General features: G+C 66.0%; 26 protein-coding genes and 1 riboswitch. Of the genes, 16 read left to right on the top strand and 10 right to left on the bottom strand.

All coding sequences use genetic code 11. The features are described 5' to 3' along the window. Positions 1-27 precede the first annotated feature (27 nt). The 3 genes from ABZW16_RS13545 to mnhG are packed head-to-tail and all read left to right on the top strand — an operon-like array spanning position 28 to position 1,189. Entirely contained in the window at positions 28-603 is a 576-nt protein-coding gene (locus tag ABZW16_RS13545) for a Na+/H+ antiporter subunit E (RefSeq protein WP_354955517.1), read from the top strand. Further along, positions 600-860 (top strand): monovalent cation/H+ antiporter complex subunit F, encoded by a 261-nt coding sequence (locus tag ABZW16_RS13540; protein WP_354955515.1) that lies wholly within the window; start codon positions 600-602, stop codon positions 858-860. The genes ABZW16_RS13545 and ABZW16_RS13540 overlap by 4 nt, the downstream gene beginning before the upstream one ends. Then, positions 857-1,189, top strand: a complete 333-nt coding sequence (gene mnhG / locus ABZW16_RS13535; RefSeq protein WP_354955513.1) for a monovalent cation/H(+) antiporter subunit G — start codon at positions 857-859, stop codon at positions 1,187-1,189. Before ABZW16_RS13540 ends, mnhG begins: the two co-directional genes overlap by 4 nt. Positions 1,190-1,195: 6 nt before the next feature. On the opposite strand, the gene ABZW16_RS13530 is transcribed toward mnhG, so the two are convergent. From ABZW16_RS13530 to ABZW16_RS13510, 5 genes are all read right to left on the bottom strand, one after another. After that, positions 1,196-2,500, bottom strand: a complete 1,305-nt coding sequence (locus ABZW16_RS13530) for a DUF5933 domain-containing protein (RefSeq protein WP_354955574.1) — start codon at positions 2,498-2,500, stop codon at positions 1,196-1,198. A gap of 161 nt (positions 2,501-2,661) precedes the next feature. Next, a complete protein-coding gene (locus tag ABZW16_RS13525) occupies positions 2,662-3,807 on the bottom strand; it encodes a glutamate--cysteine ligase (RefSeq protein ID WP_354955511.1) in 1,146 nt (381 codons plus the stop codon). Between the two features lie 14 nt (positions 3,808-3,821). Continuing rightward, positions 3,822-4,508 (bottom strand): superoxide dismutase family protein, encoded by a 687-nt coding sequence (locus ABZW16_RS13520; protein WP_354955509.1) that lies wholly within the window; start codon positions 4,506-4,508, stop codon positions 3,822-3,824. A 207-nt stretch (positions 4,509-4,715) separates the two neighbouring features. Then, on the bottom strand, positions 4,716-5,252 hold the full coding sequence (locus ABZW16_RS13515) for a LytR C-terminal domain-containing protein (RefSeq protein WP_354955572.1): 537 nt from the start codon (positions 5,250-5,252) through the stop codon (positions 4,716-4,718). A gap of 118 nt (positions 5,253-5,370) precedes the next feature. Beyond that, positions 5,371-5,715, bottom strand: coding sequence for a DUF3263 domain-containing protein (locus ABZW16_RS13510; protein ID WP_354955507.1), 345 nt, complete (start codon positions 5,713-5,715; stop codon positions 5,371-5,373). A 179-nt stretch (positions 5,716-5,894) separates the two neighbouring features. Here ABZW16_RS13510 and ABZW16_RS13505 point away from each other — a divergent pair, with 179 nt between their 5' ends. The 7 genes from ABZW16_RS13505 (at position 5,895) to fahA (ending at position 12,124) form a co-directional block, all read left to right on the top strand. Beyond that, on the top strand, positions 5,895-6,485 hold the full coding sequence (locus ABZW16_RS13505) for a peptide deformylase (protein WP_354955505.1): 591 nt from the start codon (positions 5,895-5,897) through the stop codon (positions 6,483-6,485). Further along, positions 6,478-7,509, top strand: a complete 1,032-nt coding sequence (locus ABZW16_RS13500; RefSeq protein ID WP_354955503.1) for a GNAT family N-acetyltransferase — start codon at positions 6,478-6,480, stop codon at positions 7,507-7,509. Before ABZW16_RS13505 ends, ABZW16_RS13500 begins: the two co-directional genes overlap by 8 nt. A gap of 54 nt (positions 7,510-7,563) precedes the next feature. Beyond that, positions 7,564-8,379, top strand: a complete 816-nt coding sequence (locus ABZW16_RS13495) for an exodeoxyribonuclease III (protein ID WP_354955501.1) — start codon at positions 7,564-7,566, stop codon at positions 8,377-8,379. Continuing rightward, positions 8,367-8,594 (top strand): type II toxin-antitoxin system prevent-host-death family antitoxin, encoded by a 228-nt coding sequence (locus tag ABZW16_RS13490; protein WP_354955570.1) that lies wholly within the window; start codon positions 8,367-8,369, stop codon positions 8,592-8,594. The genes ABZW16_RS13495 and ABZW16_RS13490 overlap by 13 nt, the downstream gene beginning before the upstream one ends. A 271-nt stretch (positions 8,595-8,865) precedes the next feature. Beyond that, the gene (locus tag ABZW16_RS13485) at positions 8,866-9,492 is read left to right on the top strand and encodes a TetR/AcrR family transcriptional regulator (protein ID WP_354955499.1); all 627 of its coding nucleotides are present in this window, start codon (positions 8,866-8,868) and stop codon (positions 9,490-9,492) included. Positions 9,493-9,689: 197 nt separating this feature from the next. Continuing rightward, entirely contained in the window at positions 9,690-10,946 is a 1,257-nt protein-coding gene (locus tag ABZW16_RS13480) for a homogentisate 1,2-dioxygenase domain-containing protein (protein ID WP_354955497.1), read from the top strand. Beyond that, positions 10,943-12,124 (top strand): fumarylacetoacetase, encoded by a 1,182-nt coding sequence (gene fahA / locus ABZW16_RS13475; RefSeq protein WP_354955495.1) that lies wholly within the window; start codon positions 10,943-10,945, stop codon positions 12,122-12,124. The genes ABZW16_RS13480 and fahA overlap by 4 nt, the downstream gene beginning before the upstream one ends. 205 nt (positions 12,125-12,329) lie before the next feature. Here fahA and ABZW16_RS13470 read toward each other — a convergent pair whose 3' ends face one another. Continuing rightward, positions 12,330-12,764, bottom strand: coding sequence for a VOC family protein (locus tag ABZW16_RS13470; RefSeq protein WP_354955493.1), 435 nt, complete (start codon positions 12,762-12,764; stop codon positions 12,330-12,332). 165 nt (positions 12,765-12,929) lie between these two features. Continuing rightward, positions 12,930-14,588, bottom strand: a complete 1,659-nt coding sequence (gene thiC, locus ABZW16_RS13465) for a phosphomethylpyrimidine synthase ThiC (protein WP_354955491.1) — start codon at positions 14,586-14,588, stop codon at positions 12,930-12,932. Then, a riboswitch (TPP riboswitch) is annotated at positions 14,581-14,707 on the bottom strand. Its footprint overlaps the gene before it by 8 nt. Before the next feature lie 107 nt (positions 14,708-14,814). Between thiC and ABZW16_RS13460 the strand changes: the two genes are divergently transcribed. Continuing rightward, entirely contained in the window at positions 14,815-15,009 is a 195-nt protein-coding gene (locus ABZW16_RS13460; RefSeq protein ID WP_354955490.1) for a hypothetical protein, read from the top strand. Between the two features lie 3 nt (positions 15,010-15,012). Here ABZW16_RS13460 and ABZW16_RS13455 read toward each other — a convergent pair whose 3' ends face one another. Further along, positions 15,013-15,420 (bottom strand): VOC family protein, encoded by a 408-nt coding sequence (locus ABZW16_RS13455; RefSeq protein ID WP_354955488.1) that lies wholly within the window; start codon positions 15,418-15,420, stop codon positions 15,013-15,015. A gap of 58 nt (positions 15,421-15,478) precedes the next feature. On the opposite strand from ABZW16_RS13455, the gene ABZW16_RS13450 reads away from it, so the two are divergent. Beyond that, a complete protein-coding gene (locus ABZW16_RS13450; RefSeq protein ID WP_354955486.1) occupies positions 15,479-15,940 on the top strand; it encodes a MarR family transcriptional regulator in 462 nt (153 codons plus the stop codon). A 206-nt stretch (positions 15,941-16,146) separates the two neighbouring features. Here ABZW16_RS13450 and ABZW16_RS13445 read toward each other — a convergent pair whose 3' ends face one another. Then, complete coding sequence (locus tag ABZW16_RS13445) at positions 16,147-17,637, bottom strand: MDR family MFS transporter (protein WP_354955484.1); 1,491 nt, start codon at positions 17,635-17,637, stop codon at positions 16,147-16,149. A gap of 128 nt (positions 17,638-17,765) precedes the next feature. Between ABZW16_RS13445 and ABZW16_RS13440 the strand changes: the two genes are divergently transcribed. Both ABZW16_RS13440 and ABZW16_RS13435 read left to right on the top strand, forming a co-directional pair. Next, complete coding sequence (locus tag ABZW16_RS13440) at positions 17,766-18,350, top strand: helix-turn-helix domain-containing protein (RefSeq protein ID WP_354955482.1); 585 nt, start codon at positions 17,766-17,768, stop codon at positions 18,348-18,350. Positions 18,351-18,888: 538 nt separating this feature from the next. Beyond that, positions 18,889-19,365 carry a DUF1772 domain-containing protein gene (locus ABZW16_RS13435; RefSeq protein ID WP_354955480.1) on the top strand — a complete coding sequence of 159 codons (477 nt, stop codon included), beginning with the start codon at positions 18,889-18,891 and terminating at the stop codon, positions 19,363-19,365. Between the two features lie 91 nt (positions 19,366-19,456). Here ABZW16_RS13435 and ABZW16_RS13430 read toward each other — a convergent pair whose 3' ends face one another. Continuing rightward, positions 19,457-20,017 carry a TetR/AcrR family transcriptional regulator gene (locus ABZW16_RS13430; protein ID WP_354955478.1) on the bottom strand — a complete coding sequence of 187 codons (561 nt, stop codon included), beginning with the start codon at positions 20,015-20,017 and terminating at the stop codon, positions 19,457-19,459. 39 nt (positions 20,018-20,056) lie between these two features. Here ABZW16_RS13430 and ABZW16_RS13425 point away from each other — a divergent pair, with 39 nt between their 5' ends. Together ABZW16_RS13425 and ABZW16_RS13420 are read left to right on the top strand one after the other, a co-directional pair. Continuing rightward, on the top strand, positions 20,057-21,301 hold the full coding sequence (locus tag ABZW16_RS13425; protein ID WP_354955476.1) for a KasA/KasB family beta-ketoacyl-ACP synthase: 1,245 nt from the start codon (positions 20,057-20,059) through the stop codon (positions 21,299-21,301). 90 nt (positions 21,302-21,391) lie between these two features. Then, positions 21,392-22,183: a thioesterase family protein gene (locus ABZW16_RS13420; protein WP_354955474.1), complete on the top strand. Its 792-nt coding sequence runs from the start codon at positions 21,392-21,394 to the stop codon at positions 22,181-22,183. Positions 22,184-22,332: the final 149 nt, after the last annotated feature.

Genomic DNA, 22,332 nt, shown 5'->3' with positions numbered 1-22,332 from the left:
CGAGCGAAGCATATGCGTGGTGCGGTTATGAGTACCGGCGCGGCACGCTTGCTGCCCAGCCGGACGACGGCGGTGCGGATCGGCGTGCTGCTATGGCTGACGATCGTCTGGTTGATGCTCTGGGGCGATCTCAGTGTCGGCAACCTCTTGGCCGGACTCGGCGTCGGCGCATTGATCATGCTGACCTTGCCGCTGCCCCGGGTCCCGGTATCCGGGCGGTTGCATCCGGTGTCGCTGGCCGAATTGATCATTGTCAGTGCGTATTACGCGCTGGAATCCAGTCTGCAGGTGGCCTGGTTCGCGGTACGTCCGGCGCCACCGCCGGTCTCCGGCGTGCTCCGGGTGAATTTGAGTATGCGATCGGATCTGGTGCTGGTGTTGTGCGCCGATGTGCTCAATCTGATCCCCGGCACGATGGTGCTGGAGATCGACCGTCAGCGCTGTGTCATCTACGTGCATGTGCTGGATGTGAGCAGCGAGGCGGCGGTCGATACGTTCTACCGGACCACCCGGCGGCTGGAGCGGCTGCTCATCTCGTCGTTCGAGCGCCCCGCCGAATGGCGTTCGGGCAGCAGAACTTCCGATCCGGAGGTGGAATCGTGATCGTTGTCGCCATTGTGGCGGGCATCATGCTGACGGTCGCCGGCGTACTCGTCAGCTACCGCATTCTCGCCGGTCCGGACACCCTGGACCGGGTCGTCGGCATCGACGCGCTGATGGCCATCGCCGCCTCCGGACTCGCGGTCTGGGCCGCCTACACCGACGACACCACGGTCGTGCCGGCGATCGTGGCGCTGGCCCTGGTCGGCTTCCTCGGCTCGGCCGCGGTCTCCCGATTCCGGGTCAGGGATGACGTATGAACCTGTGGCACTTGGCCGCCGGAGCCCTCATCCTGACCGGCGCGACACTCGCACTGACCGCATCCATTGCCATCGTGCGCTTCCCCGACACCCTCTCGCGCATGCACGCCGCCACCAAACCTCAGGTGGTCGGTCTGGTCCTGGTGCTGGCGGGCACTGCGATCCAATTGCGCGGCCACGGCAATATCGGGCTGCTGGTGCTGGTCGGCCTGTTCACCCTGCTCACCGCCCCGGTGATCGCCCACTTGATCGGCCGCACCGCCTACCGGGAACAGCGCTACCGTGACGGGCTGCGGCGCGTCAATGAACTGCCCGACGACACCCGCTGAGCCGCATCAGGATCGGACCGGAATCGGCTCCTCGGCTGCGCTCACCGGCACCACCGCGAACCAGGTCGCGTGGAATGCGGCGGCCATGGCGGCCAGCAGCGCGAGTACGACAGTCCCGGCCAGCACCGGATATTCGGCCATCGAGACCGCGAGATAGCGGAAGGCCAGCAGCAGTGTGCCGAGGATCGCCGCGCCGAACAGGACCAGTCGCACGCGGAACCAGCCCCAACCGCGTTCGGGATCGCGCAACACGGAGTCGACGGTCAGGCACAGCACGGCGCCCGCGACCAGGTCGACGCCGTAGTGATAGCCGAAGCCGAGGGTCGCGGTCAATGTCGCGAGCAGCCAGAACGCGCCGAGGCAGCGCAACCACAGCGGAGCGCGGGAACCGTCGGTGTCGCGGCGGGTGTGCAGAAAGACCGACAGCGCCCATGCGGTGTGCATGGAGGGCATGCAGTTGCGCGGTGTGAAGGCGTCGAAGGGCATCGGCGCCGGATTGCGGTCGACCGGTGGGATGACACCGGGCCAGAAGTTGCCCACCTGCAGGCCGTGGCCGTCCGCGCCGAAGGCGAACATCGGACCGACCACCGGGAAGATCACATAGATGACCGGGCCGAGCAGTCCGAGCACCAGGAAGGTGCGCACCAGATAGTGACTCGGCCATATACCGGTCGAAACCACCCGGCGCAGCTGCCACACCGCGACGACGATCGCCGCCACCGGAAGTTCGATATAGACCCAGTGCAGTACCGCGTAGACGGCCGGTCCGAGTGCGTCCACCACCCGACCCATCACCCAGGATGGATCACCGAGCGCGTGGTCGGCGAGCGCCACATAGACGTCGTAGACCTGTGGGCGGCTGACCACCGTAATGTGCAGCCACACATCACCGACCTTGGTGGCCAGGACCAGCAGTGCGCCGAGGGCGGCGGCGTGCAGCGCATTGCGCCGCTCGACCCCGCGCCAGCGCAATCCCGCGACCAGCGCCAGACCGGTCAGCACAATGGTCGGACCATTGCCGATGGCGAACGATGCACCGCTGAGCAGGCGAATACCCGCCCACACCGCATCGATACCCGCCGCGATGCCGACCGCGATCATCCTGCGGCGCTGGGAGATTCCGACCAGGGCCAGGATCAGTCCGGCCCACGGCAACGACATGGACTTGGGCGTGCCGACGTAGTCGTGCCACAGACTGCCGAGCGGACCCTCGAAATCGTGCCCGATCGAACCCAGCTGCAGGGCGATGAGCAGCACCGGCACCGCCGCGATCGCGGCCACCACCCAGATCCGCGAGCGTAGCGCGCGCACCCGCTCGATGCGGCTGCCACGGCTGTCCTTTTCGAGCGCTTTGCGAGCTATCGCTACGCGTTGACCCGGATCTTCGACAAGCACATCGACCATAGTAAACGGGGGATGAACGCCATCCCCCTGGCCAACTGAACGTCAGCCGACCGTTCACCCCGGCCGAACTACTGGTCCAGCTCCTTGACCAGGGCATCGACGACCGCGACCAGATCGCCCTGTGTGCTCGCGGCCACTTTGCGCTGGCGCTGATAGGACGCACCGCGCTGCGGGATCTCCGCCACGAGCGCGAGTTCGTCCACACATCCCAGCCGCTTGGCGGTCGGCTCCAGCCGGTGCAGCAGATCCGTCAGATCGTCGGTGACCAATCGCTCGTTGCTGTCGTCATCGACAATGACGATCGCGTCCAGGCCGTAGCGGGCGGCCCGCCACTTGTTCTCCTGGACATGCCACGGCGGAATGGACGGCAGCACTTCACCGTTCTCGAGACGCTGATCGAGGTCGACGATCAGGCAGTGGATCAGCGCAGCCATGGCCGCCAGCTCCGCGCGGGTCGAAATCCCATCGCAGACCCGCACCTCGATGGTGCCCCATTTCGGCGCCGGCCGGATATCCCAGTGCATGCCGCCGAGCTGCTCGAAGACCCCGGTCTTCATCTGGTCGTGCACGAAATGCTCGAACTGCGTCCAGTTTTCGAATTGGAACGGCAGACCGGCGGTCGGCAGCTGCTGAAACATCAGCGTCCGGTTGCTCGCATAACCGGTATCCGCACCGGCCCACATCGGCGAGGACGCGGATAGCGACAGCAGATGCGGATACGACAGCAGCAGCGAGTTCAGAATCGGAAAGACCTTCTCGCGGTGCGAGACTCCGACGTGCACGTGCACGCCCCAGATCATCATCTGGCGGCCCCACCACTGGGTGCGATCGATCAGCTCGTCGTAATGCGCTGAGCGCGTGAGCTGTTGGGCCGACCACTGGGCAAACGGATGGGTGCCCGCACAGAACAGATCGACGCCGAGCGGATCGGCGGCATGGCGCACGGTATCCATGGTGCCGCGCAGATCATCGACCGCCTCGCCGACCGAGTTGTGCACACCGGTGACGAGTTCGACCGTATTGCGTAGCAATTCCTTGGTGACCTGCGGTGTGCCGTCGTAGGCGCGCAACTCGCCGAGCGAATCGAATACGGCCGCAGCGGTATTCGACAGATCGCGGGTCACCTTGTCGACGAGCGCGATCTCCCATTCGATCCCGATAGTAGGCCGGGGCGAGCCCTTGAAGGGAACTCGCGCGATTGCTGTCCCGGCCATATCGGTGAACCTTGCTACTGGATGACGCCGCAAGCGACGCGGCCACCCGCGTCGCCGGTCGCAAGAGTGGTCTCGTCCGGACCCGCGACACCGTCGGCGCGGACATAACGGTTGGGGATATTGCCGAAGTTGTCGGCGTCGGCGTGGATCATCAGGGCCTTGCCCTTGATGTCGTCCAGGGTCACCGCATCGGTGGTGGTGACCAGCTTGGCCGAACCGTCCGCACGGACCTCGAGCGAGGTCAGATCGCCGCTGGCCGGATGCACATTGGCACTGCCGACCTGCAGGTGGCCACCGGCGGAGAGGAAGTCACCCGCGGGACCGCCGGTGGGCGCGACCGAATTCGGCTCGCACTTGCCGACCTGGTGGATGTGCAGGCCATGGAAGCCCGGACGCAATCCATGCGCCTCGACGCTGACCTGCAGGTGGTTACCGTCCTTGGTGATATTCGCGACGGCGACCGAGGCGCCAGCGGGGTCCTTCAGGTCGACCTTCACCCCCGGGTTCGCGTTCGGCGCGCCCGTCTCGGTGCCGAACTCGCCTGCGGGCGGGGCGGAAGCACCCGTCCACACCGGGGGCGTCGTTCCCTTGACTTCGCTCGATTCCTGACTGTTCGAACAGGCGGCAAGGCCGAAGACCGCGACAGCGAGCACCGGGGTCACAGTCCGCCAGGACGGGCGACGAGATGTGTACGGGGCCATCGGGGGAACTCCTTTACGAGTACCGAGTTTACGAGTAAAGCTGGGTGGACACGTTCGTTACCGGACAAGATGATGCCACGCCCGCCGTGTCGTACCGTGACAGGGCCGTGTCGCGGCGAGGCGGTATTCATTTCGCGACGCTCCCGGGACCTCATGGTCACGCTCGGGCTACCGCCTCCCGGCCCATCACTCGGGCCGAGATACACCTCAGTTGCCCGTGACAACCACCGTGACACCCGAACCCGAACCGGCGGCTCGCGGCTCGGCGGTCACGCCCAGTTCGTCGGCAATGGCCAGTGCGGCCTCTTTCTCACCGGGGCTATTGCCGTAGTACACAGTCGTATTCGAGATATTCGGGCCGGGATAGTTGCCGACCTCGGCGACCGTCCAGCCGTTGGTGGTGAGCTCATTCGCCGTGCGCGCGGCCAATCCGGGGACCGTGCTGTTGTTCAGAACCCGTACCGGCACCGCGCGATTCGCCGTTGTGGTCGACGGGGTCGTCGTCGGCGTTGTGGTCGACGACGTAGCGGCCGGTTTTGTGGTCGACGCCACCGGAGTGGTCGTCGCGACCGCCGTGGTTGCCGCGGCCTGACCCGTGGTTGCCGCGGCCTGACCCGTGGTCGCGGTGGTCTGCCCCATTGCCGCGGTCGAGGATTCACCCGCCCCCGAGGTATCGGAGTCCGAACTCGACAACGACATCGCGCCGAGTCCGGCGAACACGATGGCCAGCGCGATCAACACCATCGCCAGCGCGCGCAACGGCGGCCCGCCGGGGGTGGGATTCGAGTTGCTCACGTAAAAGACCCTATCCGCAAACCGGGCCCTGTGGTCGTTGCGCGGGGCCCGCCTTTACGGCGGCGCGTCATACCTGGAAGCCGAGCCTTCGGGCGGCTCGGGCCTTCTGCCTGCTCGCCCGCAGTCGCCGCAGCCGCTTCACCAGCATGGGATCGGCGGCCAGTGCCTCCGGCCGGTCCACCACCGCGTTGAGCACCTGGTAGTACCTGGTCGGCGACATGCCGAACAGCTCACGAATGGCCTCTTCCTTGGCACCGGCGTACTTCCACCATTGCCGTTCGAAGGCCAGAATGTCGTGCTCACGACGGCTGAGACCGTCACTGCCATCGCCGACCTGCGCGGCCGTGACATCTTCGCTCGCAGAATGGCCGTCCTGGATCGCGGACAGATTCCGAGCCGCTGCGCCGTCCATCTTGCTCCCTCGCCGAGTAAGAACCACCAGACGAAAAATGATGCTTATACGTCGCGGATCATTCAACCACGGGCTCCAGGGATTGCCCCACCTTCGGTGCGGCGTGTCCCTACCGGTCGGTAGCGAGTCGCAACGACGCGTTGTCGGGCGCGCGAACGCCATCGGCAATAATTGACGCCATGGCAATCCTCCCCATCGTGATCGTCGGTGATCCCGTACTGCACAATCCGACCGAACCGGTCACCCAGACGCCGGAGGAGCTGGCCGAGCTGATCGCGGATATGTACGACACGCTCGATGCCGCCAATGGCGTCGGGCTGGCCGCCAACCAGGTCGGCGTGCCGTTGCGGCTGTTCATCTACGACTGCCCCGATATCGATGAGAAGGGTGCGACCGTACGGCGCAAAGGTGCGGTGATCAACCCGGTGCTGGAGACCTCGGAGATTCCGGAGACCATGCCGGATCCCGACGATAACGACGAGGGCTGCCTGTCGGTGCCCGGCGAGCAGTTCCCCACCGGCCGCGCCGACTGGGCGCGCGTCACCGGAACCGATGAGCACGGCAATCCGGTCGATATCGAGGGCAAGGGTTTCTTCGCCCGCATGCTGCAGCACGAGGTCGGACATCTCGACGGCTATCTCTATGTGGATGTGCTGGTCGGCCGCAACGCCCGCGCGGCGAAGAAGGCGATCAAGCGGAACGGTTGGGGCACACCGGGACTCAGCTGGATTCCCGGTACGGTGCCCGATCCGTTCGGACACGATGACTGATCCTGCGGGAGCGGAGTCGGCGCAGCGACCAGATCGGGCGGGCCAACCGGGCGATTCGCCATTGCCCGATATCCAACTGGGTCGGCGCGTTGTACTGCGGTATCGGTTGCCAGCGGGTTATCCACAACCACTCACCGATGTGATCGGCGAATTGGTTTCACTGGATCCGCCGACGGTGCGCGGCGCGGACGGACAGGTCGTCGCGGTTGCCCCCGATCGCGTGGTGGCAATGAAAGCGTTGGGGCCCAGGCCGATTCGCACCAGGGAGATTCGCGCGCTGGAGGCCGCCGCGGCATACGGCTGGCCCGGAATCGAGCAGGCATGGATCGACGGGTGGCTGTTGCGTGCCGGGCACGGATACACCTACCGCGCCAATTCCGCTGTGCCGCTCGGCAGTTCGGACGGTCCGGCGGCGCTCGGCGCGGATACGCTGCAGCGGATCGGCGAGTGGTACACCGCGCACGGGCTGCCGGTCCAACTCGCACTGCCCGATCGACTCGCCCCACTGCCGCCGGGCTGGCGCAGTCGACGGGAGACCCGGCTGCTCGCCATCGATATCGAGAATTTCGTACTGCCGCAGGGACCGCCGATGGTGCGCATCGCACCCGCGCCCGATGCCGCGTGGCTATCGATGCACCGGCACGGCGGCGAAGCCCCTGCGGCACAGGCGGTTTCCACACCGCCGGTGGTCGAGGTACTGACGGCGGTGCACGACGGCGAGGTGGGATTCGCCTCGCTCGGCCTGCCCCGGCCCATCGCGATCGGCCGCGGCGCGCTCACCACCGCGCCGGATGGTCGCCGCTGGATCGGTCTGACCTGCGTCGCGGTGGCGGCCGAACACCGCAGACACGGACTGGGGTCGCTGGTGTGCGCGGAGTTGATCCGCTGGGGGGCCGACCGCGGCGCCACCCACGCCTACCTCCAGGTCGAGGCCGAGAACACCGTGGCCATCGCGATGTACCACGAATTGGGTTTCCTCGACCACCACACCTACCGCTACGCCACGCCGGACGGGCCTCGCTGAACCAATGGTCCTGCGGTAGAACAGAGCTATAACCCATTGTGAAGGAAGGCATCCGTGCGTCTCGCGACCTGGAACGTCAATTCGATCCGCTCCCGCCTCGACCGGGTCGCGGACTTCCTCGACCGCCAGGACATCGATGTGCTCGCGATGCAGGAAACCAAATGCCGTGATGACCAGTTCCCGTTCGAGCGCTTCGACGAACTCGGCTACGAGGTCGCCCATATCGGGCTGAACCAGTGGAACGGCGTGGCCATCGCCTCCCGCATCGGCCTGGACGATGTGGCCGACGCCTTCCCGAATCAGCCCGGCTTCGATAAGGACGCAGGCGAATCGCTGATCAGCGCGCCGATCGTGGAATCGCGCGCACTCGGGGCGACCTGCGGCGGGGTCCGAGTCTGGAGCCTCTACGTCCCCAATGGCCGCACCCTCGACGACCCGCACTACACCTACAAACTGGAATGGCTTGCCGCCCTGCGCGATAACGGCGCCCAATGGCTCGCCGACAATCCACAGGCCCAGATAGCCCTGGTCGGCGACTGGAATATCGCGCCGACCGACGACGATGTCTGGTCCGTCGAATACTTCGCCGACAAAACCCACACCTCCCAGCCCGAACGCGACGCCTTCAACGCCATTGTCGAAACCGGCTTCGCCGACATCATGCGCCCGTTCGCCCCCGGCCCCGGCGTCTACACCTACTGGGACTACACCCAGCTGCGCTTCCCCCGAAAAGAAGGCATGCGCATCGACTTCATCCTCGGCTCCCCCGCCCTCACCGCCCGCGCCAAGGACGCCCTGGTCGACCGCGAGGAACGAAAAGGCAAGGGCGCCAGCGACCACGCCCCGGTAATCGCCGAATTCACCGACTGACGTTCAACGAGCCAGAGGAGGTCGTCATCACTCGAGCGGGACGTGAATCTGCCGTCGTGATCTCGCTGCGTGAGTACGAGTCGTTGAAGGAAACCGCCTATCTGCTCGGATCCCCGGCCAATGCGCGTCATCTCGAGCGATCCATCGAACAGCTACGGTCCGGTGACGTCGAGCACCACGAACTCGATGAAACCGACGATGGGGACGACGCGTGAAGATCCTCTTCACCCCAGAAGCCTGGGCCGAGCTCGACGGTGGTGCGCAGCAGTCTGCGTGGTCTCCGCGTCGAATTCGGCGAATTCGCAGGTTTTCGGGTTGAAGAGAGTTTCGGTCAACGATGACTCCTCGGCTGTGATCAGCCGTCCGGTTGCCGCTCCGGCGACTTTCATCCGCGACCGTAGAATTATTGTGCACTGACGTAGGAAAGCCATCTTCAGGCTCGGGACCAGCGCGAATCCACGGTGAAACGCTGATATCTTGGTCCGCATGGGTAGCGAGACGGCGGTGCGGCCACGGCAGCGGGCTCAGCATCTGGGCCCCGAGCGTCGCCGACCCCAGGTGCTCGACACCGCACTGGCGATCGCCGTCGAACACGGCATCGCGGCGGTCACCATGGCCGCGATCGCCGAGCGGATGAATGTGACCCGGCCCGTGGTGTACGCCTGCTTTCCGGATCGCGTCGAACTGATCGAGGCACTGATCCAGCGTGAGGAGAGCTTTCTCGTCGGCGGACTGCTCGAGGTGCTGCCGCCCCGCGATGTCGACGCGGGCGAGACCGTATTCATCGACGGCTTCCGCGCACTGCTGGAGAAGGCGGCCGATCGGCCCGATGCGTGGCGACTGCTGTACGGCAATCCCGATCCCGCCGTTGCGGATTCATTCGGGCGCGGCCGCAAACTCGCCGTCGAGCGCTGCACCGCACTGCTGCGACCGACACTGCACGCATGGGGCACCGCGGACGCCGACCATAAACTGCCGGTGCTGGTGGAACTGTGGGTGTCCGCGGGCGAGGGCGCGGTGCGCACCCTGCTCACCGGCGAGGGCGACTGGGATCCGCAGCGCCTCGGGGCATTCGTCGGCTCGGCCGTATACCGCGCGCTGCGCCACGCCTGAGCAAACGCCACCGATTGCGCCATGCGCTCGACTGGCCCGACCGGCGGTCGACAATTGTTCAGCAGTTGGCCCTATCACTAGACGGAATGCCGCAGAAGGCGGCCCTGGACCGGCAAAATGTCCACCGATCCGGCCCTGTACCCCACCACCGGGCACTACGATGGGGGCATATTCAGCGGTCCGGCGGAGGTGCGGTCATGGCGTTTTATCGGCAGGTGGGAGCGGTGCCGCCGAAGCGACACACGCAGCATCGAGACGACCAGGGACAGCTCTATTACGAAGAGCTGATGGGCGAGGAAGGCTTTTCCGGCGATTCCTCGCTGCTCTATCACCGCGGTCTGCCGCCCGCCATCGTCGACTCGACGGTCTGGGAGTTGCCGGACCAGTCCCTGACCCCGAATCATCCACTACGCCATCGCCATCTGCGGCTGCACCAGCTGTTCCCCGGCGATACTCCGGCCGAAACCGATCCGGTCACCGGCCGACGGCTGCTGCTCGGGAATGCGGATGTGCGGATCTCCTATGTCGCGGCCAAGGGCGCCTCACCGCTGTACCGCAATGCGATCGGCGATGAGCTGGTGTACGTGGAATCCGGTGCCGCCGTTGTCGAAACGGTCTTCGGTACCATCCCCGCCCGACAGGGCGACCAGGTCCTGATTCCGCGGGCGACCACGCACCGCTGGCTACCGACCGGCCCGGAACCGCTGCGCGCGTATGTCATCGAGGCGGCCGGCCACATCACGCCACCCAAGCGCTATCTATCGAAATTCGGTCAGCTGCTGGAACATTCGCCGTACTGCGAGCGCGATCTACACGGCCCGTCGCAGCCGTTGATGGCCACCGGAACCGATATCGAGGTGCTGGTGAAACACCGTCCCGGCGGTCGCGTGGTCGGCACCCGGATGATCTACGCAACGCACCCCTTCGATGTGGTCGGCTGGGACGGCTGCCTGTATCCGCTCACCTTCAATATCTCCGATTTCGAACCGCTCACCGGCCGGGTGCACCAGCCGCCGCCCGCCCATCAGGCCTTCGAGGGCGTCAACTTCGTGGTGTGCAATTTCGTACCGCGCAAGGTCGACTACCACCCGCTATCGATTCCGGTGCCGTACTACCACTCCAATGTCGACAGCGACGAAATCATGTTCTACTGCGGCGGAAACTATGAGGCGCGTAGGGGTTCGGGCATCGGCCAGGGGTCGGTGTCGGTGCATCCCGGCGGCTATGCGCATGGTCCGCAGCCGGGCGCGTACGAGCGCAGTATCGGCATCGACTTCTTCGACGAACTCGCGGTCATGGTCGACACGTTCCGGCCGCTCGAACTCGGTGAGGGCGCGCTGGCCTGTGAGGATCCCGGATATGCGTGGACCTGGTCGGGTCGCGGACCACAGTCCGACGGACACCGGCGATCCGATCAGCGCCCGCACGCGGACCAGCGTCGTGGGCCCGCATGAAGACCCGCGTCGAAGTAGCCGACGACGACCTCTTCGGCCCCCGCAATCTCCCCTACGGGGTCTTCGCACCCGAGGGCGAGGATTTTCGCGTCGGCGTCCGGATCGGCGAGTACGTCATCGATCTGGCTGCGGCACTGGAGGATCCGGTATTCGCCGAGCCGAGCCTCAATGCCTTCATGGCGCAGGGACCGCGTCGTTGGCGCGAGGTGCGCAACCGGATCCGCGAGCTGATCGATACCGAATTGCCCACGGCCGCCGTGCACCTACTGCATGATGTGCGGACCGAACTGCCGGTGCAGATCGGCGATTACGTCGACTTCTACGCCAGCATCGACCATGCAACGAACCTCGGCAGACTGTTCCGTCCCGATTCCGAACCGCTGCTACCCAATTGGCGATATCTGCCGGTCGGATATCACGGACGCGCCGGCACCGTGGTGGTCTCCGGGACCGATATCGTGCGCCCGCGCGGCCAACGCCGAACACAATCCGGCACACCGGATTTCGGACCGTCACAGCGTCTCGATATCGAGGCGGAGCTCGGCTTCCTGGTCGGGGTCGGTTCCGAGCTGGGCACCCCCATCGATATCGACGAGTTCGCCGAGCACGTCTTCGGCGTCGCGCTGGTGAACGATTGGTCCGCACGCGATATCCAGGCCTGGGAGTATCAGCCGCTCGGCCCCTTCCTCGGCAAATCCTTCGCGACGTCGCTGTCGGCCTGGGTCACCCCGCTGGCCGCGTTGGAGGAGGCCCGCATACCGCTGCCGGAGCAAGTGCCCCAGCCGCTGCCCTATCTGCGGGGCAGCCAGCCATGGGGATTCGATATCGATCTGGCCGTGCGCTGGAACGGCCAAACCGTCGCGCACCCACCGTATGCCCGGATGTACTGGTCACCGGCGCAGATGCTGGCGCATCTCACCGCGAACGGCGCCGCCACCCGCACCGGCGACCTCTACGCCTCGGGCACCATCTCCGGACCTTCCCCCGACCAGCGCGGTTCGTTCATCGAATTGTCCTGGGGCGGAGCCGAACCCCTCACGGTGAACGGCCTGCACCGCACCTTCCTCGAGGATGGCGACGAGGTGGTCATCACCGCCTCGGCCCCGGGTCCGAATTCGCATCGCATCGGCCTCGGCGAGGTCCGCGGTCGCATCTGGCATGCCCGCACCGCACCATAACGCGATCCCACGCGTGCATTGTCGGGTGCCACGAGGGCAGGTCGAGTGGCGCATAGCTCGTGGCGACCTCGCACACGGTACGGCCTACGAGGTAGCCAATGGTTATGCGGCAAAGTACCGAGGTGGCGGGGTGAGGGACTGCGTAGGTTTGCGGAGTGATGCGGTGGACGGGTGGCTGCGTCGACTCGGACGCCGGCATCGACTTTCAGTCCAGGCAGAACTCATTGCCCTCCGGGTCGGTGAGCACGATGTGACCAGCGTCCAAGCCGCCCGGCTCGGTACGGCTGAGTCGCGTTGCACCGATCGCGACGAGTCGGGTTGCCTCGGCTTCCAACGCGGTCATCCGTTCGTCGCCGGTCAGTCCGGGCGCGGCGCGGATATCCAGGTGTACACGGTTCTTCGCGGTCTTCGGTTCGGGCACCTTCTGGAAGAACAGCCGCGGCCCCGAGCCATCGGGATCGAGGATGGCCGACCGGTCGTTGTGATGCTCCGGCGGTACGCCCCAGGCAGTCAACGCGGTCGTCCAATCCGGAAAGCCCGCGGGCGGCGGTTGCAGGTGATAGCCCAACGCCTCCGCCCAGAACGTCGCCTGCGCACCGGGATCGGCGCAGTCGTACGTCACCTGGAACTCCTTGCCCATCACGGCTCCAATCTGTCGGCGACCTGTTCGGCCTGGATTCAACCGGCATCTTCGCACCGACCGCTGACAAACTCCGCGTGAGCGAATAAGTCGGGCCCGATCCGCACGTTCGGATCGGGCCCGCTCACGTCCATAAGTGCGGCAAGGTCACCGCCGCGGACGAAACTACGAGACCACGGGCAGGTACACCTGGGCGCCGTGGTCGGCGAACTCGGCGGACTTCTCCGCCATCCCCGCCTCGATCGCTTCGGTTTCCGAAAGTCCCTGGCGCGCGGCGTATTCCCGGACGTCCGCGGAAATGCGCATGGAGCAGAACTTCGGTCCGCACATGGAGCAGAAGTGGGCGGTCTTGGCGGGTTCGGCGGGCAGGGTTTCGTCGTGGTACTCGCGGGCGGTATCCGGGTCCAGCGACAGCGCGAATTGGTCGCGCCAGCGGAATTCGAAGCGCGCCTTGGACAACTCGTTGTCCCGGTCCTGGGCGTGCGGGTGGCCCTTGGCGAGGTCGGCGGCGTGGGCGGCGATCTTGTAGGTGATCACGCCGACCTTGACATCGTCCCGGTTGGGCAGACCCAGATGCTCCTTGGGGGTGACATAGCAGAGCATCGCGGTACCGGCCTGGGCGATGATCGCGGCACCGATGGCCGAGGTGATGTGGTCGTAGGCGGGCGCAATATCGGTGGCGAGCGGGCCGAGGGTGTAGAACGGCGCCTCCTCGCACAACTCCTCTTCCAGCCGCACGTTCTCCACGATCTTGTGCATCGGCACGTGCCCCGGACCCTCGATCATCACCTGCACGCCATGGGATTTCGCGATCTTGGTCAGCTCGCCGAGGGTGCGCAGCTCGGCGAACTGCGCCTCGTCATTGGCGTCGGCGATGGAGCCGGGACGCAGGCCGTCACCGAGGGAGAAGGTCACGTCGTAGCGCGCCAGGATCTCGCAGAGTTCGGCGAAGTTGGTGTACAGGAACGATTCCTGGTGGTGCGCCAAACACCATGCGGCCATGATGGATCCGCCGCGCGAGACGATGCCGGTGACCCGCTTGGCGGTCAGCGGCACATAGCGCAGCAGCACACCGGCGTGCACGGTCATATAGTCGACGCCCTGCTCGCACTGCTCGATCACGGTGTCGCGGTAGATCTCCCAGGTGAGTGCGGTCGGATCGCCGTTCACCTTCTCCAGCGCCTGATAGATCGGCACGGTGCCGACCGGGACCGGGGAGTTGCGCAGAATCCACTCGCGGGTCTCGTGGATGTTCTTGCCGGTGGACAGATCCATAATGGTGTCCGCGCCCCAGCGGGTGGCCCACACCATCTTCTCGACCTCCTCCGCGATCGAGGAGGAGACGGCCGAGTTGCCGATATTGGCATTGATCTTCACCAGGAACTTCTTGCCGATAATGGTCGGCTCCAGCTCCGGATGCTTGTGGTTGGCCGGGATGACGGCGCGGCCGGCGGCGACCTCGTCGCGCACGAGCTCGGCGCGCACGCCCTCGCGCGCGGCGATAAAACGCATCTCGGGGGTGATGATGCCCTGACGTGCCCAGGCCAGCTGGGTCGGCGGACCGTCGACCTCGGGCTCGGCCCAGCCGTCGCGCAGCTTGGGCAGCCCCGCGTCCAGGTCGATGGTCGCCGCCTCGTCGGTGTACGGGCCCGAGGTGTCATAGACGTCGAAGTGCTCGCCATTGGTCAGATTGATCCGACGCACCGGAATGCGCAGGTCATCGACCTGCTGGTAGTGCTTGACGCTGCCTTCGATCGGACCGGTGGTCACGGAGTCGACAGGAGCGGAGCCTGCGGAGCGACCCGCGGACGCAGTTGTGCCCATTTGATTTCCTCCCTACGCCAGCATTACCTGGTCAGGTTCATACGGTCGACGGCCCTGAACGCCCGAATTGGGCTAGCCGTCCTCTCAGCCCGCTGGTGCGAGCCCCCGTTGGGTGTGAAATTTTCCCGCCCGACGATACCTTTCCACGTCCGCATCCCGCCCGGCGATCGGAGGAACATACAGCGAAGCGCGGGACGGGCGAGGGCGCGCCGGTAGATTCGACAAGGTGAAATTCACCCTGGAGGTAGATCTGGATGTCCTGCCCGAGGGCGTCCGAGCACCTGCCGATCTCGCCGATGAGCTCGGTCGCATCCTGCGCTACTGGGGCGGCAACGTAAAGCACTACCAGCTGATCGAGGGCGACGGTTCGGCCATCTACAACTCCGGATACCGCGAGGTCGGCTCCTGGCAGATCAGCTGATTCTCAGTAGGACTGGAGTTCGATAAGTGCGCCTTCCGGATCGCGCAGATGCGCGGTCCGCAGATTCGGCCCCCACTCCGGACGATCCACCGCCCCGGCGACCAGCGTCGCGCCGTTGCGCAGACACAGCGCGACACCGGCGTCGACATCGGCCACTCGGCACACGAACATCACCGCGTCCTGCGCGGGCGCCGGGGTGACCGGCAGATCGGTGGTGCCAGCGACCTGGGCCATGGCAGCGCGGTCGAAGAGCACCAGGACTGCCTGGTCGTCCACATCCCAGTTCGCGTACGGGCCCGCGGCGGTGCCCTTGATCAGCTTCGCGCCGACCAGCTCCGGGAGGACGGCGCGGTAGAACTCGAAGCATTCGGCGAAGCGGGTGACGAGCAGTCTCGGGTACAGGGCGTCCACGATATCTCCTATTTAGTAGGTGCCCACCTATCGTAGGACCGGCCCTATAATTTGTCGCATGGAATTCGCGCGGGCCCTGCCGCCGAGCCTGCTCGGGCTCGACACCTACCTGCTGTCACGTGTCGGCAAGGTCGCGCGCGGCCGATTCGCCGAGCGGCTCGCGGCGCGCGGACTTCGGTTGTGGCATATGGCCGTACTCGCCGCGCTGGCTGATTTCGGCCCGCATGTGCAGCGCGATCTGGGGATCCGGCTCGATATCCATCCCAGCGATGTGGCGAAGATCGTCGATGAATTGGCCAGCGCCGGTCACGTCGAACGCACCCGCGATCCCGCCGATCGCCGCAGAATGTCGGTGCGGATCACCAGGTCCGGCCGGACGGCACTGCGGGCGCTGGACAAGGAGGCCGGGCAAGTGCGCGAGGAAATCCTCGCACCGCTCAGCCGGGAGGAACGAATCATGTTGTCGGACATGCTGCGTCGACTGTTCGAGCACACCCACCCGGACGCCGTCGCGGATTGACACCGGGCACCGGTACGCGTGGGGGCCCGGCCACAGTGGATTCAACCGGGATCGCGCCGCGACACGCGCCACCGCGGCACACGCGCCACCGCGGCCGATGGGCACTACGCCGACACCGCAGGCCCACAGGCACAACACCCACACCGCAGCCCCACAGGCACAACACCCGCCCGATCCCGGTGTGATCGAGCGGGCGTCGCACCGCATCAGACCGCGGTCTGCTTCTCCGACGCAACCGGTGCCGGCCCGCCTTGCGCAGCCGGTTCAACAGCCTTGCCGCGCAGCGGAACTTCCTCGATGAACCAGGAGATCACGAAGCCGAGCGCACAGATCACCGAGGCGGCCAGGAAGACATTCCCGACGCCGGAGGCAAAGGCGGCCAGATATCCGGGACCGTCGGCGGGCGCATGCCCCTGAAGTGCCCTGGTGAACAGGGATCCGAAGGCCGCGACACCGATTGATCCGCCGAGGGTGCGGAACAGGGTGACCGCGCCGGATGCCGCGCCGATATACGATATCTCCACGCTGTTCTGCGCGATGGCGGTGGACAGCTGCATCGAGAAGCCGAGTCCGGCTCCCATCAGCGCCATCGCGAATCCCGTTGCCAGCCGCCCGGTTTCGGCATCGACGGTGGCCAGCAGTACGGCACCCGCGGTGAGGAACACCCCGCCGAGAATGAAGAAGATCTTGTACTTTCCGGTGGCGGTCATCCGCTTGCCGACGATCTGGGACACGATGAGCAAGGGGATCATCATCGGCAGCAGCAGCAATCCGGAGTTGGCCGCCGAGGCACCCTGCACCGTCTGCTGGAACAGCGGCAGATACAGCACCGATCCGAACATGATCACGCCACCGACCAGAGCCGTCAGCGCGGCCAGGGTCAGATTGCGGGCACGGAAGATCTCCAGCGGAATCACCGGATCGGCGGCCCGGCGCTCGATGACGAGGAATGCGGCAAGAGCGGCCACCGCGAGCACGGCGAGTCCGATGATCCGGGCCGAGAGCCAGGCATAGTCGACACCGCCCCAGGTCGCGATCAGCACCAGCGCGGCGATCGCGACGGCGAGCGTGCAGATGCCCGTGTAGTCGATGGTCACCTTCCTGCGCGCGACCGGAAGCTCGAGCCGCCACCACGACCAGGCGAAGGCCACCAGGCCCAGCGGGATATTGATGTAGAAGGCCCACCGCCAGTCGAGTCCGTCGGTGATAACACCGCCGAGCAGCGGTCCGCCGATGGTGCCGATGGCCATCGTGGTGGCGGTCATGCCCTGGTACTTCCCGCGTTCGCGCGGCGGGACCAGCGCGCCGATGACGGCGAACGCGGTGACGGCGATACCGCCCGCGCCGAGCCCCTGCAGTGCGCGGAATCCGATCAGCGCCGACATCGACCACGATGCACCCGCCAGCACCGAACCGATCAGGAATACGCCGATAGCGCTGAGGAATACGGTCTTTCGGCTGTAGAGGTCGCCGAGCTTCGCCCATACCGGCGTCGAGATCGCCGATAGCAGGGTGTACGCGGTCACCACCCAGGCAACCTGGGACAGTCCGCCCAATTCACGCACGATCGTCGGCATCGCGGTGCCGACGATCGCGTTGTCCAGCATTGCCAGCAACATCGCCAGCAGCACCCCGGCCAGCACCAATCGGATCGATCGCGTTGGCGCGGTTCTCATTTCGGTCATTTCTGCGGACATGACCGCTCACCTCCTTCGGACTTGTCATCGGCAATCCCGAGCCGACCGATCCAGAAAAGCATAGCCGCTACAAAAGTACAACTGCTCCGACTTTGGTGCAGATAGCCAAATCGAGTAGGGTCGGCAATATGACCGCGACGACCGGACGCCGTGAGCGCAAGAAGGCCCAGACGCGCCAGGCCCTGGCCGACGCCGCGATGCAGCTGTTCACCGAACGCGGCTATGACAATGTCGGCGTCCGGGAGGTCGCCGAGGCGGCAGACGTATCACTGAGCACGCTGTTCAAACATTTCCCCAGCAAGGAATCGTTGGTCTTCGACCTGGACGCAGATGTCGAGGCCGATCTGGTCGCGGCCGTCCGCGATCGCCCCTCGGGACAACCGGTCATGCACGCGCTGCGCGACTATCTGATGCGCAGTCGCACCGCGCGCAGCGATGATCCCGGCATCGTCGCCTTCCATCGCCTCATCGACTCGACGCCAGCACTGCGCGAATACGCACACCAAATGCTGCTGCGGCACGAGTCCGCGCTGGCGGCCGCGATCGCCGAGGCGACCGGCAAACCGGATGGCGATCTCGCCGCCGCGGGATTGGCCCACTTCGCCCTGGAAAGCTCCAAAGTCGCCAGTACACGGGAGGATCCGCCGCGCGCGCTCCGGGAGCTGTTCGACCTGCTCGAACACGGCTGGGGCACGGACGCCGCAGGTCAGTGACTTCCGGTGACCCGAAATCCGTTGGGCACCAACCACATCGCAAGCACATTCAGTTCGCGACAATGCCCGCCGAAAGGCATGGCGTAGCAGCCGGTGCCACATCGAACGCGTGTCGCGCGGCGATACGCCGTTACGGAACGACCGACATCGAGCAGTAGGTCGGGCGAGGCGAGTTGACGGCGCCCAGCCGGAGCGCTCGACCGCAGAACCGCCGACGATCGAACCGATGGCCGGCCCGCCCCAGCCGCCGCGGACCAGATAGGGCGGACCGGCTCCGCATATTCCGACTCCACACCGACACGCTCCGAGTCAAGGCTCTGCACCTCCGCACTTGCGGCAGCAATCCCACAGACATCGTGCGCTCCGCTGATCCATCGGCATCCAGCCAGCATTCGTCGCATCTCAGCTAACGGAAAGCCACTGAGGCGATCAGGGGTAGCGGCAGAGGGAAATCCACGCATCGGCAGCAATCGGTTGACGCACAGATCTAGCGCTGCTAGATTCTCTATCAACGCTAAAACCAAGAACGGAAGCCATCATGATCACCACCGCCATTCAGGTCATCGCCATCGCCTCGGTCCTCGCGAACGCCGTCGTCTACGGCACCGACGCCTGCTTCGCGCTGATCACGCGTTCGGTGTACGACAAGCTGGACGACCGGACCGTGACCACCTCGGCTGGCTGGGGCCACTACTACGGCGATCGCCGGATGCCGATCGTCGGCATCGGCGGTGTGGTGACCGCCGTCGCGGCAACGCTGCTCGCGGCCATCGGCGGTCACGTCTCGGCGGCGATCGCGGCGGGTATTGCCGTCATCGCGCTGGTGACCTGGCTCGGGATCTATGTTCGGGTCGCGAAGCCGGTGAACACCCAGCAGACGGCCGCCGCGAAATCCGGCATCATCCCATCGAATGCGCGTGCGCTGCAGGATAAGTGGAACAGCGTCATCAACGGCCGGGTCGCCCTTCAGTTCATCGCCGTCGGCGCACTCTGCGCCGCCATCGCCCTTGCCTGACGCTCCTCATCGAAACCCTGTGTCGAACGCACATCGGATGTGCGCTCGACACAGGGTTTCGCTGGTATATGGCCATCTCGAAATGCGTTGCCTAGCGGATGATCTGGTCGATCAGCAGGCGCGCGGCCCGGTCGGTGCGTTCGACGTCACCGGTGATCAGCCGATCCTGAATAATGCCGCGTAGACCCGAAATCAATAGCGTGGCAACGGCTTCCGGATCGTCAATGGTGGTATCGATCCGGCACAGCGCATCGGTGAGTGTGCCGATGAAGGTCGCGATCGCGGCATTCGCGTATTCGCCATAGGGGCTCCCCGGCGCACACGCCGCGCCCAGTACTTGCAGCAGCACGCGCACACTCGTCGTGGCCTCCCCCGCGATATTCACCGAGCAGAATGCGCCGAGCCGCTCGCGCAGCGCCGCCGCATCGGTGACATCGGCGAAGATGGCGGGGATATCCGGGCGCTGCGTAGTGAGCGCCTGGACCAGCAGCTCCTCCTTGGTTTTGAAGTAGTGGATCAGCATGCGGGAGCTGGTGCCGAGTTCGGCGGCGAGCGGGCGCAGCGACAGATCGCCGAGGCCGTGTTCGGCGATGTATTCGACGACACCAGCCAGCAGATCGGCGCGTTTCGCGTGGTCGAGGGGGCGGGCCATGAGTTGACTGTAGCGATTGGTACAGGTATCCATGACATCGTGACTGTAACAATCGCTTCAGAAACTCGGCCGTCGGTCGTGGTCACTGCGGTCGCCGCGACCACATCGATTGCCGATGACATCGACGCGACCTGGTCCGGCCTGCTCGCCGGACGCAGTGGTATCGGCAGACTCACCGACGATTTCGTCGCCGAATATGATCTGCCGGTCCGCATCGGCGGCAAGTTGACCTCGCATCCGGGCGCCGAACTCACCCGCGTCGAACAGCGACGCCACTCCTATGTCGAGCAGATGGCCCTGGTGCTCGGCCGCCAGGTGTGGCGCAATGCAGGCACACCCGAGGTCGAGGGCGAACGGCTCGCGGTGGTCATCGGCACCGGCCTCGGCGGTGGCGATGCGCTGATCAATGCCGTCGACTCGATGCGCGACGGCGGCTATCGCAAGGTGTCGCCGATGTCGGTGCCGATGGTGATGCCGAACGGCCCGGCCGCCACGGTCGGCCTCGAGATCGGCGCAAAGGCCGGGGTCTTCGCGCCGGTCTCGGCCTGTTCGTCCGGTTCGGAGGCGATCGCGCACGCGTGGCGGCTGATCAGCACCGGCGAGGCCGATGTCGTGGTCGCGGGCGGCGTCGAGGGTCATATCGATGCGGTGCCGATCGCGAGTTTCGCGATGATGCGTGCGATGAGCACCCGCAATGACGAACCGGAGCGGGCGTCGCGGCCGTTCGATCGGGATCGGGACGGCTTCGTCTTCGGCGAGGCCGGAGCATTGCTGGTGCTGGAATCCGAGCGGCATGCGCGGGCGCGCGGCGCGCGGATCCATGGGCGCGTACTCGGCGCGGGGATTACCTCCGACGCCTACCACATCGTCGCCTCGGAGCCGGACGGCATCGGTGCGGCCCGTGCCATGCGCAAGGCGATAAGCACTGCCGGACTTCAGGTTTCGGATATTCAGCACGTCAATGCGCATGCCACCTCGACATCGATCGGCGATGCGTCGGAGGCCAATGCCATCACCGCCGTCACACCCGAGGCATCGGTCTACGCACCCAAATCCGCACTCGGCCATTCGATCGGCGCGGTCGGGGCGCTCGAATCCATCCTCACCATGCTGACGCTGCGCGACCAGATCGTCCCGCCCACACTGAATCTCGACAATCGCGATCTGGAGATCGACCTCGATATCGTCGCGGGCGCGCCCCGCGAGCAGCGCATCGACTTCGCCCTCAATAACTCCTTCGGCTTCGGCGGCCACAATGTCGCCCTCGCCTTCGGCCGGGCGTAGTGACGCCCAGCCGGTTACCCGGGAGTAGCGTCGTAGCAGAATCGTTAACCGGACGAACAATTCGCCGGGCAGCTTTGATGGGACAACGACGTGGCCGACGCTTTCTACACACCGGATCCGACGAATCCGAATCGGTTCGTCTCGACCGAGCTCACCCGCGGTCCGTGGTCACCGGACGCCCAGCACGCCGGACCGCCCTCCGCGCTGCTCGGGTATGCGATCGAGCGCTGTGAGCCGCGGGCCGGATTCCAGGTCGGGCGGGTCGCGGTGGAGATTCTCGGCCCGATTCCGCTGGAGCCGCTGACGGTGGCGGCGCGGGTGGCCCGCCCCGGCCGCAGCGTCGAACTGATCGAGGCGACCCTGTCCACCGATCGCGGGCCGGTGCTGCGGGCAAATGCCTGGCGCTTCAAACTCGCCGAGCCGGAACTCGAACTGCCCGAACAGATTCTGCCGACCGGTGCGCGCCCCGGCCCCGATCAGGGTGCGCCGTCCCCGTTTCCCTCGGATCAGCCGGTCGGCTTCCACACCGGCATCGACTACCGCTTCGTCACCGGCTCATTCGCCGAACCCGGCCCGGCGATCTGCTGGATCCGGCTGCGGTATCCGATCGTCGCCGGAACCATCCCCAGTCCACTGGAACGCACACTCGCGGCGGCGGATTCGGGCAATGGCGTCAGCTCGGTGCTGGACTGGTCCCGATACCTGTTCATCAATACCGATCTCACGGTCACCCTGCACCGGCAGCCGGTCGGCGAATGGGTCTGCCTGGACGCCGTCACCTATCCGCAACCACACGGCATCGGCCTGGCGGAGTCGGCACTGTTCGATGAAAAGGGCCCACTCGGCCGCAGCACCCAAACTCTGTTCCTCGGACCGCGCTAGCGTCCGCGCGGGCCGAAGTTCGCGGCCTGCGAGATGCTCGGCGCACGCCGTCGAGTGGGATTGCGCGGCAGCTGAGACTGCGGCCGCACGGCACAAACTTCGCAGGTAGAGACCACCGGTCGACCTGTTGCTGAGCAATCGCCGCATGT

The sequence above is a fragment of the Nocardia sp. NPDC004604 genome (genome assembly GCF_040609795.1).
GTDB lineage: Bacteria > Actinomycetota > Actinomycetes > Mycobacteriales > Mycobacteriaceae > Nocardia.
Note: the sequence above shows the minus strand (reverse complement) of the source record. Positions and strands in the feature narration are given on the sequence as shown.

Excerpts from the sequence above, each read along its gene's own strand:
- ABZW16_RS13545 (WP_354955517.1), top strand. The coding sequence starts at position 28 with ATGAGTACCGGCGCGGCACGCTTGCTGCCCAGCCGGACGACGGCGGTG.
- mnhG (WP_354955513.1), top strand. The coding sequence starts at position 857 with ATGAACCTGTGGCACTTGGCCGCCGGAGCCCTCATCCTGACCGGCGCG.
- ABZW16_RS13525 (WP_354955511.1), bottom strand. The coding sequence starts at position 3,807 with ATGGCCGGGACAGCAATCGCGCGAGTTCCCTTCAAGGGCTCGCCCCGG.
- ABZW16_RS13520 (WP_354955509.1), bottom strand. The coding sequence starts at position 4,508 with ATGGCCCCGTACACATCTCGTCGCCCGTCCTGGCGGACTGTGACCCCG.
- ABZW16_RS13515 (WP_354955572.1), bottom strand. The coding sequence starts at position 5,252 with ATGGTGTTGATCGCGCTGGCCATCGTGTTCGCCGGACTCGGCGCGATG.
- ABZW16_RS13510 (WP_354955507.1), bottom strand. The coding sequence starts at position 5,715 with ATGGACGGCGCAGCGGCTCGGAATCTGTCCGCGATCCAGGACGGCCAT.
- ABZW16_RS13505 (WP_354955505.1), top strand. The coding sequence starts at position 5,895 with ATGGCAATCCTCCCCATCGTGATCGTCGGTGATCCCGTACTGCACAAT.
- ABZW16_RS13500 (WP_354955503.1), top strand. The coding sequence starts at position 6,478 with ATGACTGATCCTGCGGGAGCGGAGTCGGCGCAGCGACCAGATCGGGCG.
- ABZW16_RS13485 (WP_354955499.1), top strand. The coding sequence starts at position 8,866 with ATGGGTAGCGAGACGGCGGTGCGGCCACGGCAGCGGGCTCAGCATCTG.
- ABZW16_RS13480 (WP_354955497.1), top strand. The coding sequence starts at position 9,690 with ATGGCGTTTTATCGGCAGGTGGGAGCGGTGCCGCCGAAGCGACACACG.
- fahA (WP_354955495.1), top strand. The coding sequence starts at position 10,943 with ATGAAGACCCGCGTCGAAGTAGCCGACGACGACCTCTTCGGCCCCCGC.
- ABZW16_RS13470 (WP_354955493.1), bottom strand. The coding sequence starts at position 12,764 with ATGGGCAAGGAGTTCCAGGTGACGTACGACTGCGCCGATCCCGGTGCG.
- thiC (WP_354955491.1), bottom strand. The coding sequence starts at position 14,588 with ATGGGCACAACTGCGTCCGCGGGTCGCTCCGCAGGCTCCGCTCCTGTC.
- ABZW16_RS13450 (WP_354955486.1), top strand. The coding sequence starts at position 15,479 with ATGGAATTCGCGCGGGCCCTGCCGCCGAGCCTGCTCGGGCTCGACACC.
- ABZW16_RS13445 (WP_354955484.1), bottom strand. The coding sequence starts at position 17,637 with ATGTCCGCAGAAATGACCGAAATGAGAACCGCGCCAACGCGATCGATC.
- ABZW16_RS13440 (WP_354955482.1), top strand. The coding sequence starts at position 17,766 with ATGACCGCGACGACCGGACGCCGTGAGCGCAAGAAGGCCCAGACGCGC.
- ABZW16_RS13435 (WP_354955480.1), top strand. The coding sequence starts at position 18,889 with ATGATCACCACCGCCATTCAGGTCATCGCCATCGCCTCGGTCCTCGCG.
- ABZW16_RS13430 (WP_354955478.1), bottom strand. The coding sequence starts at position 20,017 with ATGGCCCGCCCCCTCGACCACGCGAAACGCGCCGATCTGCTGGCTGGT.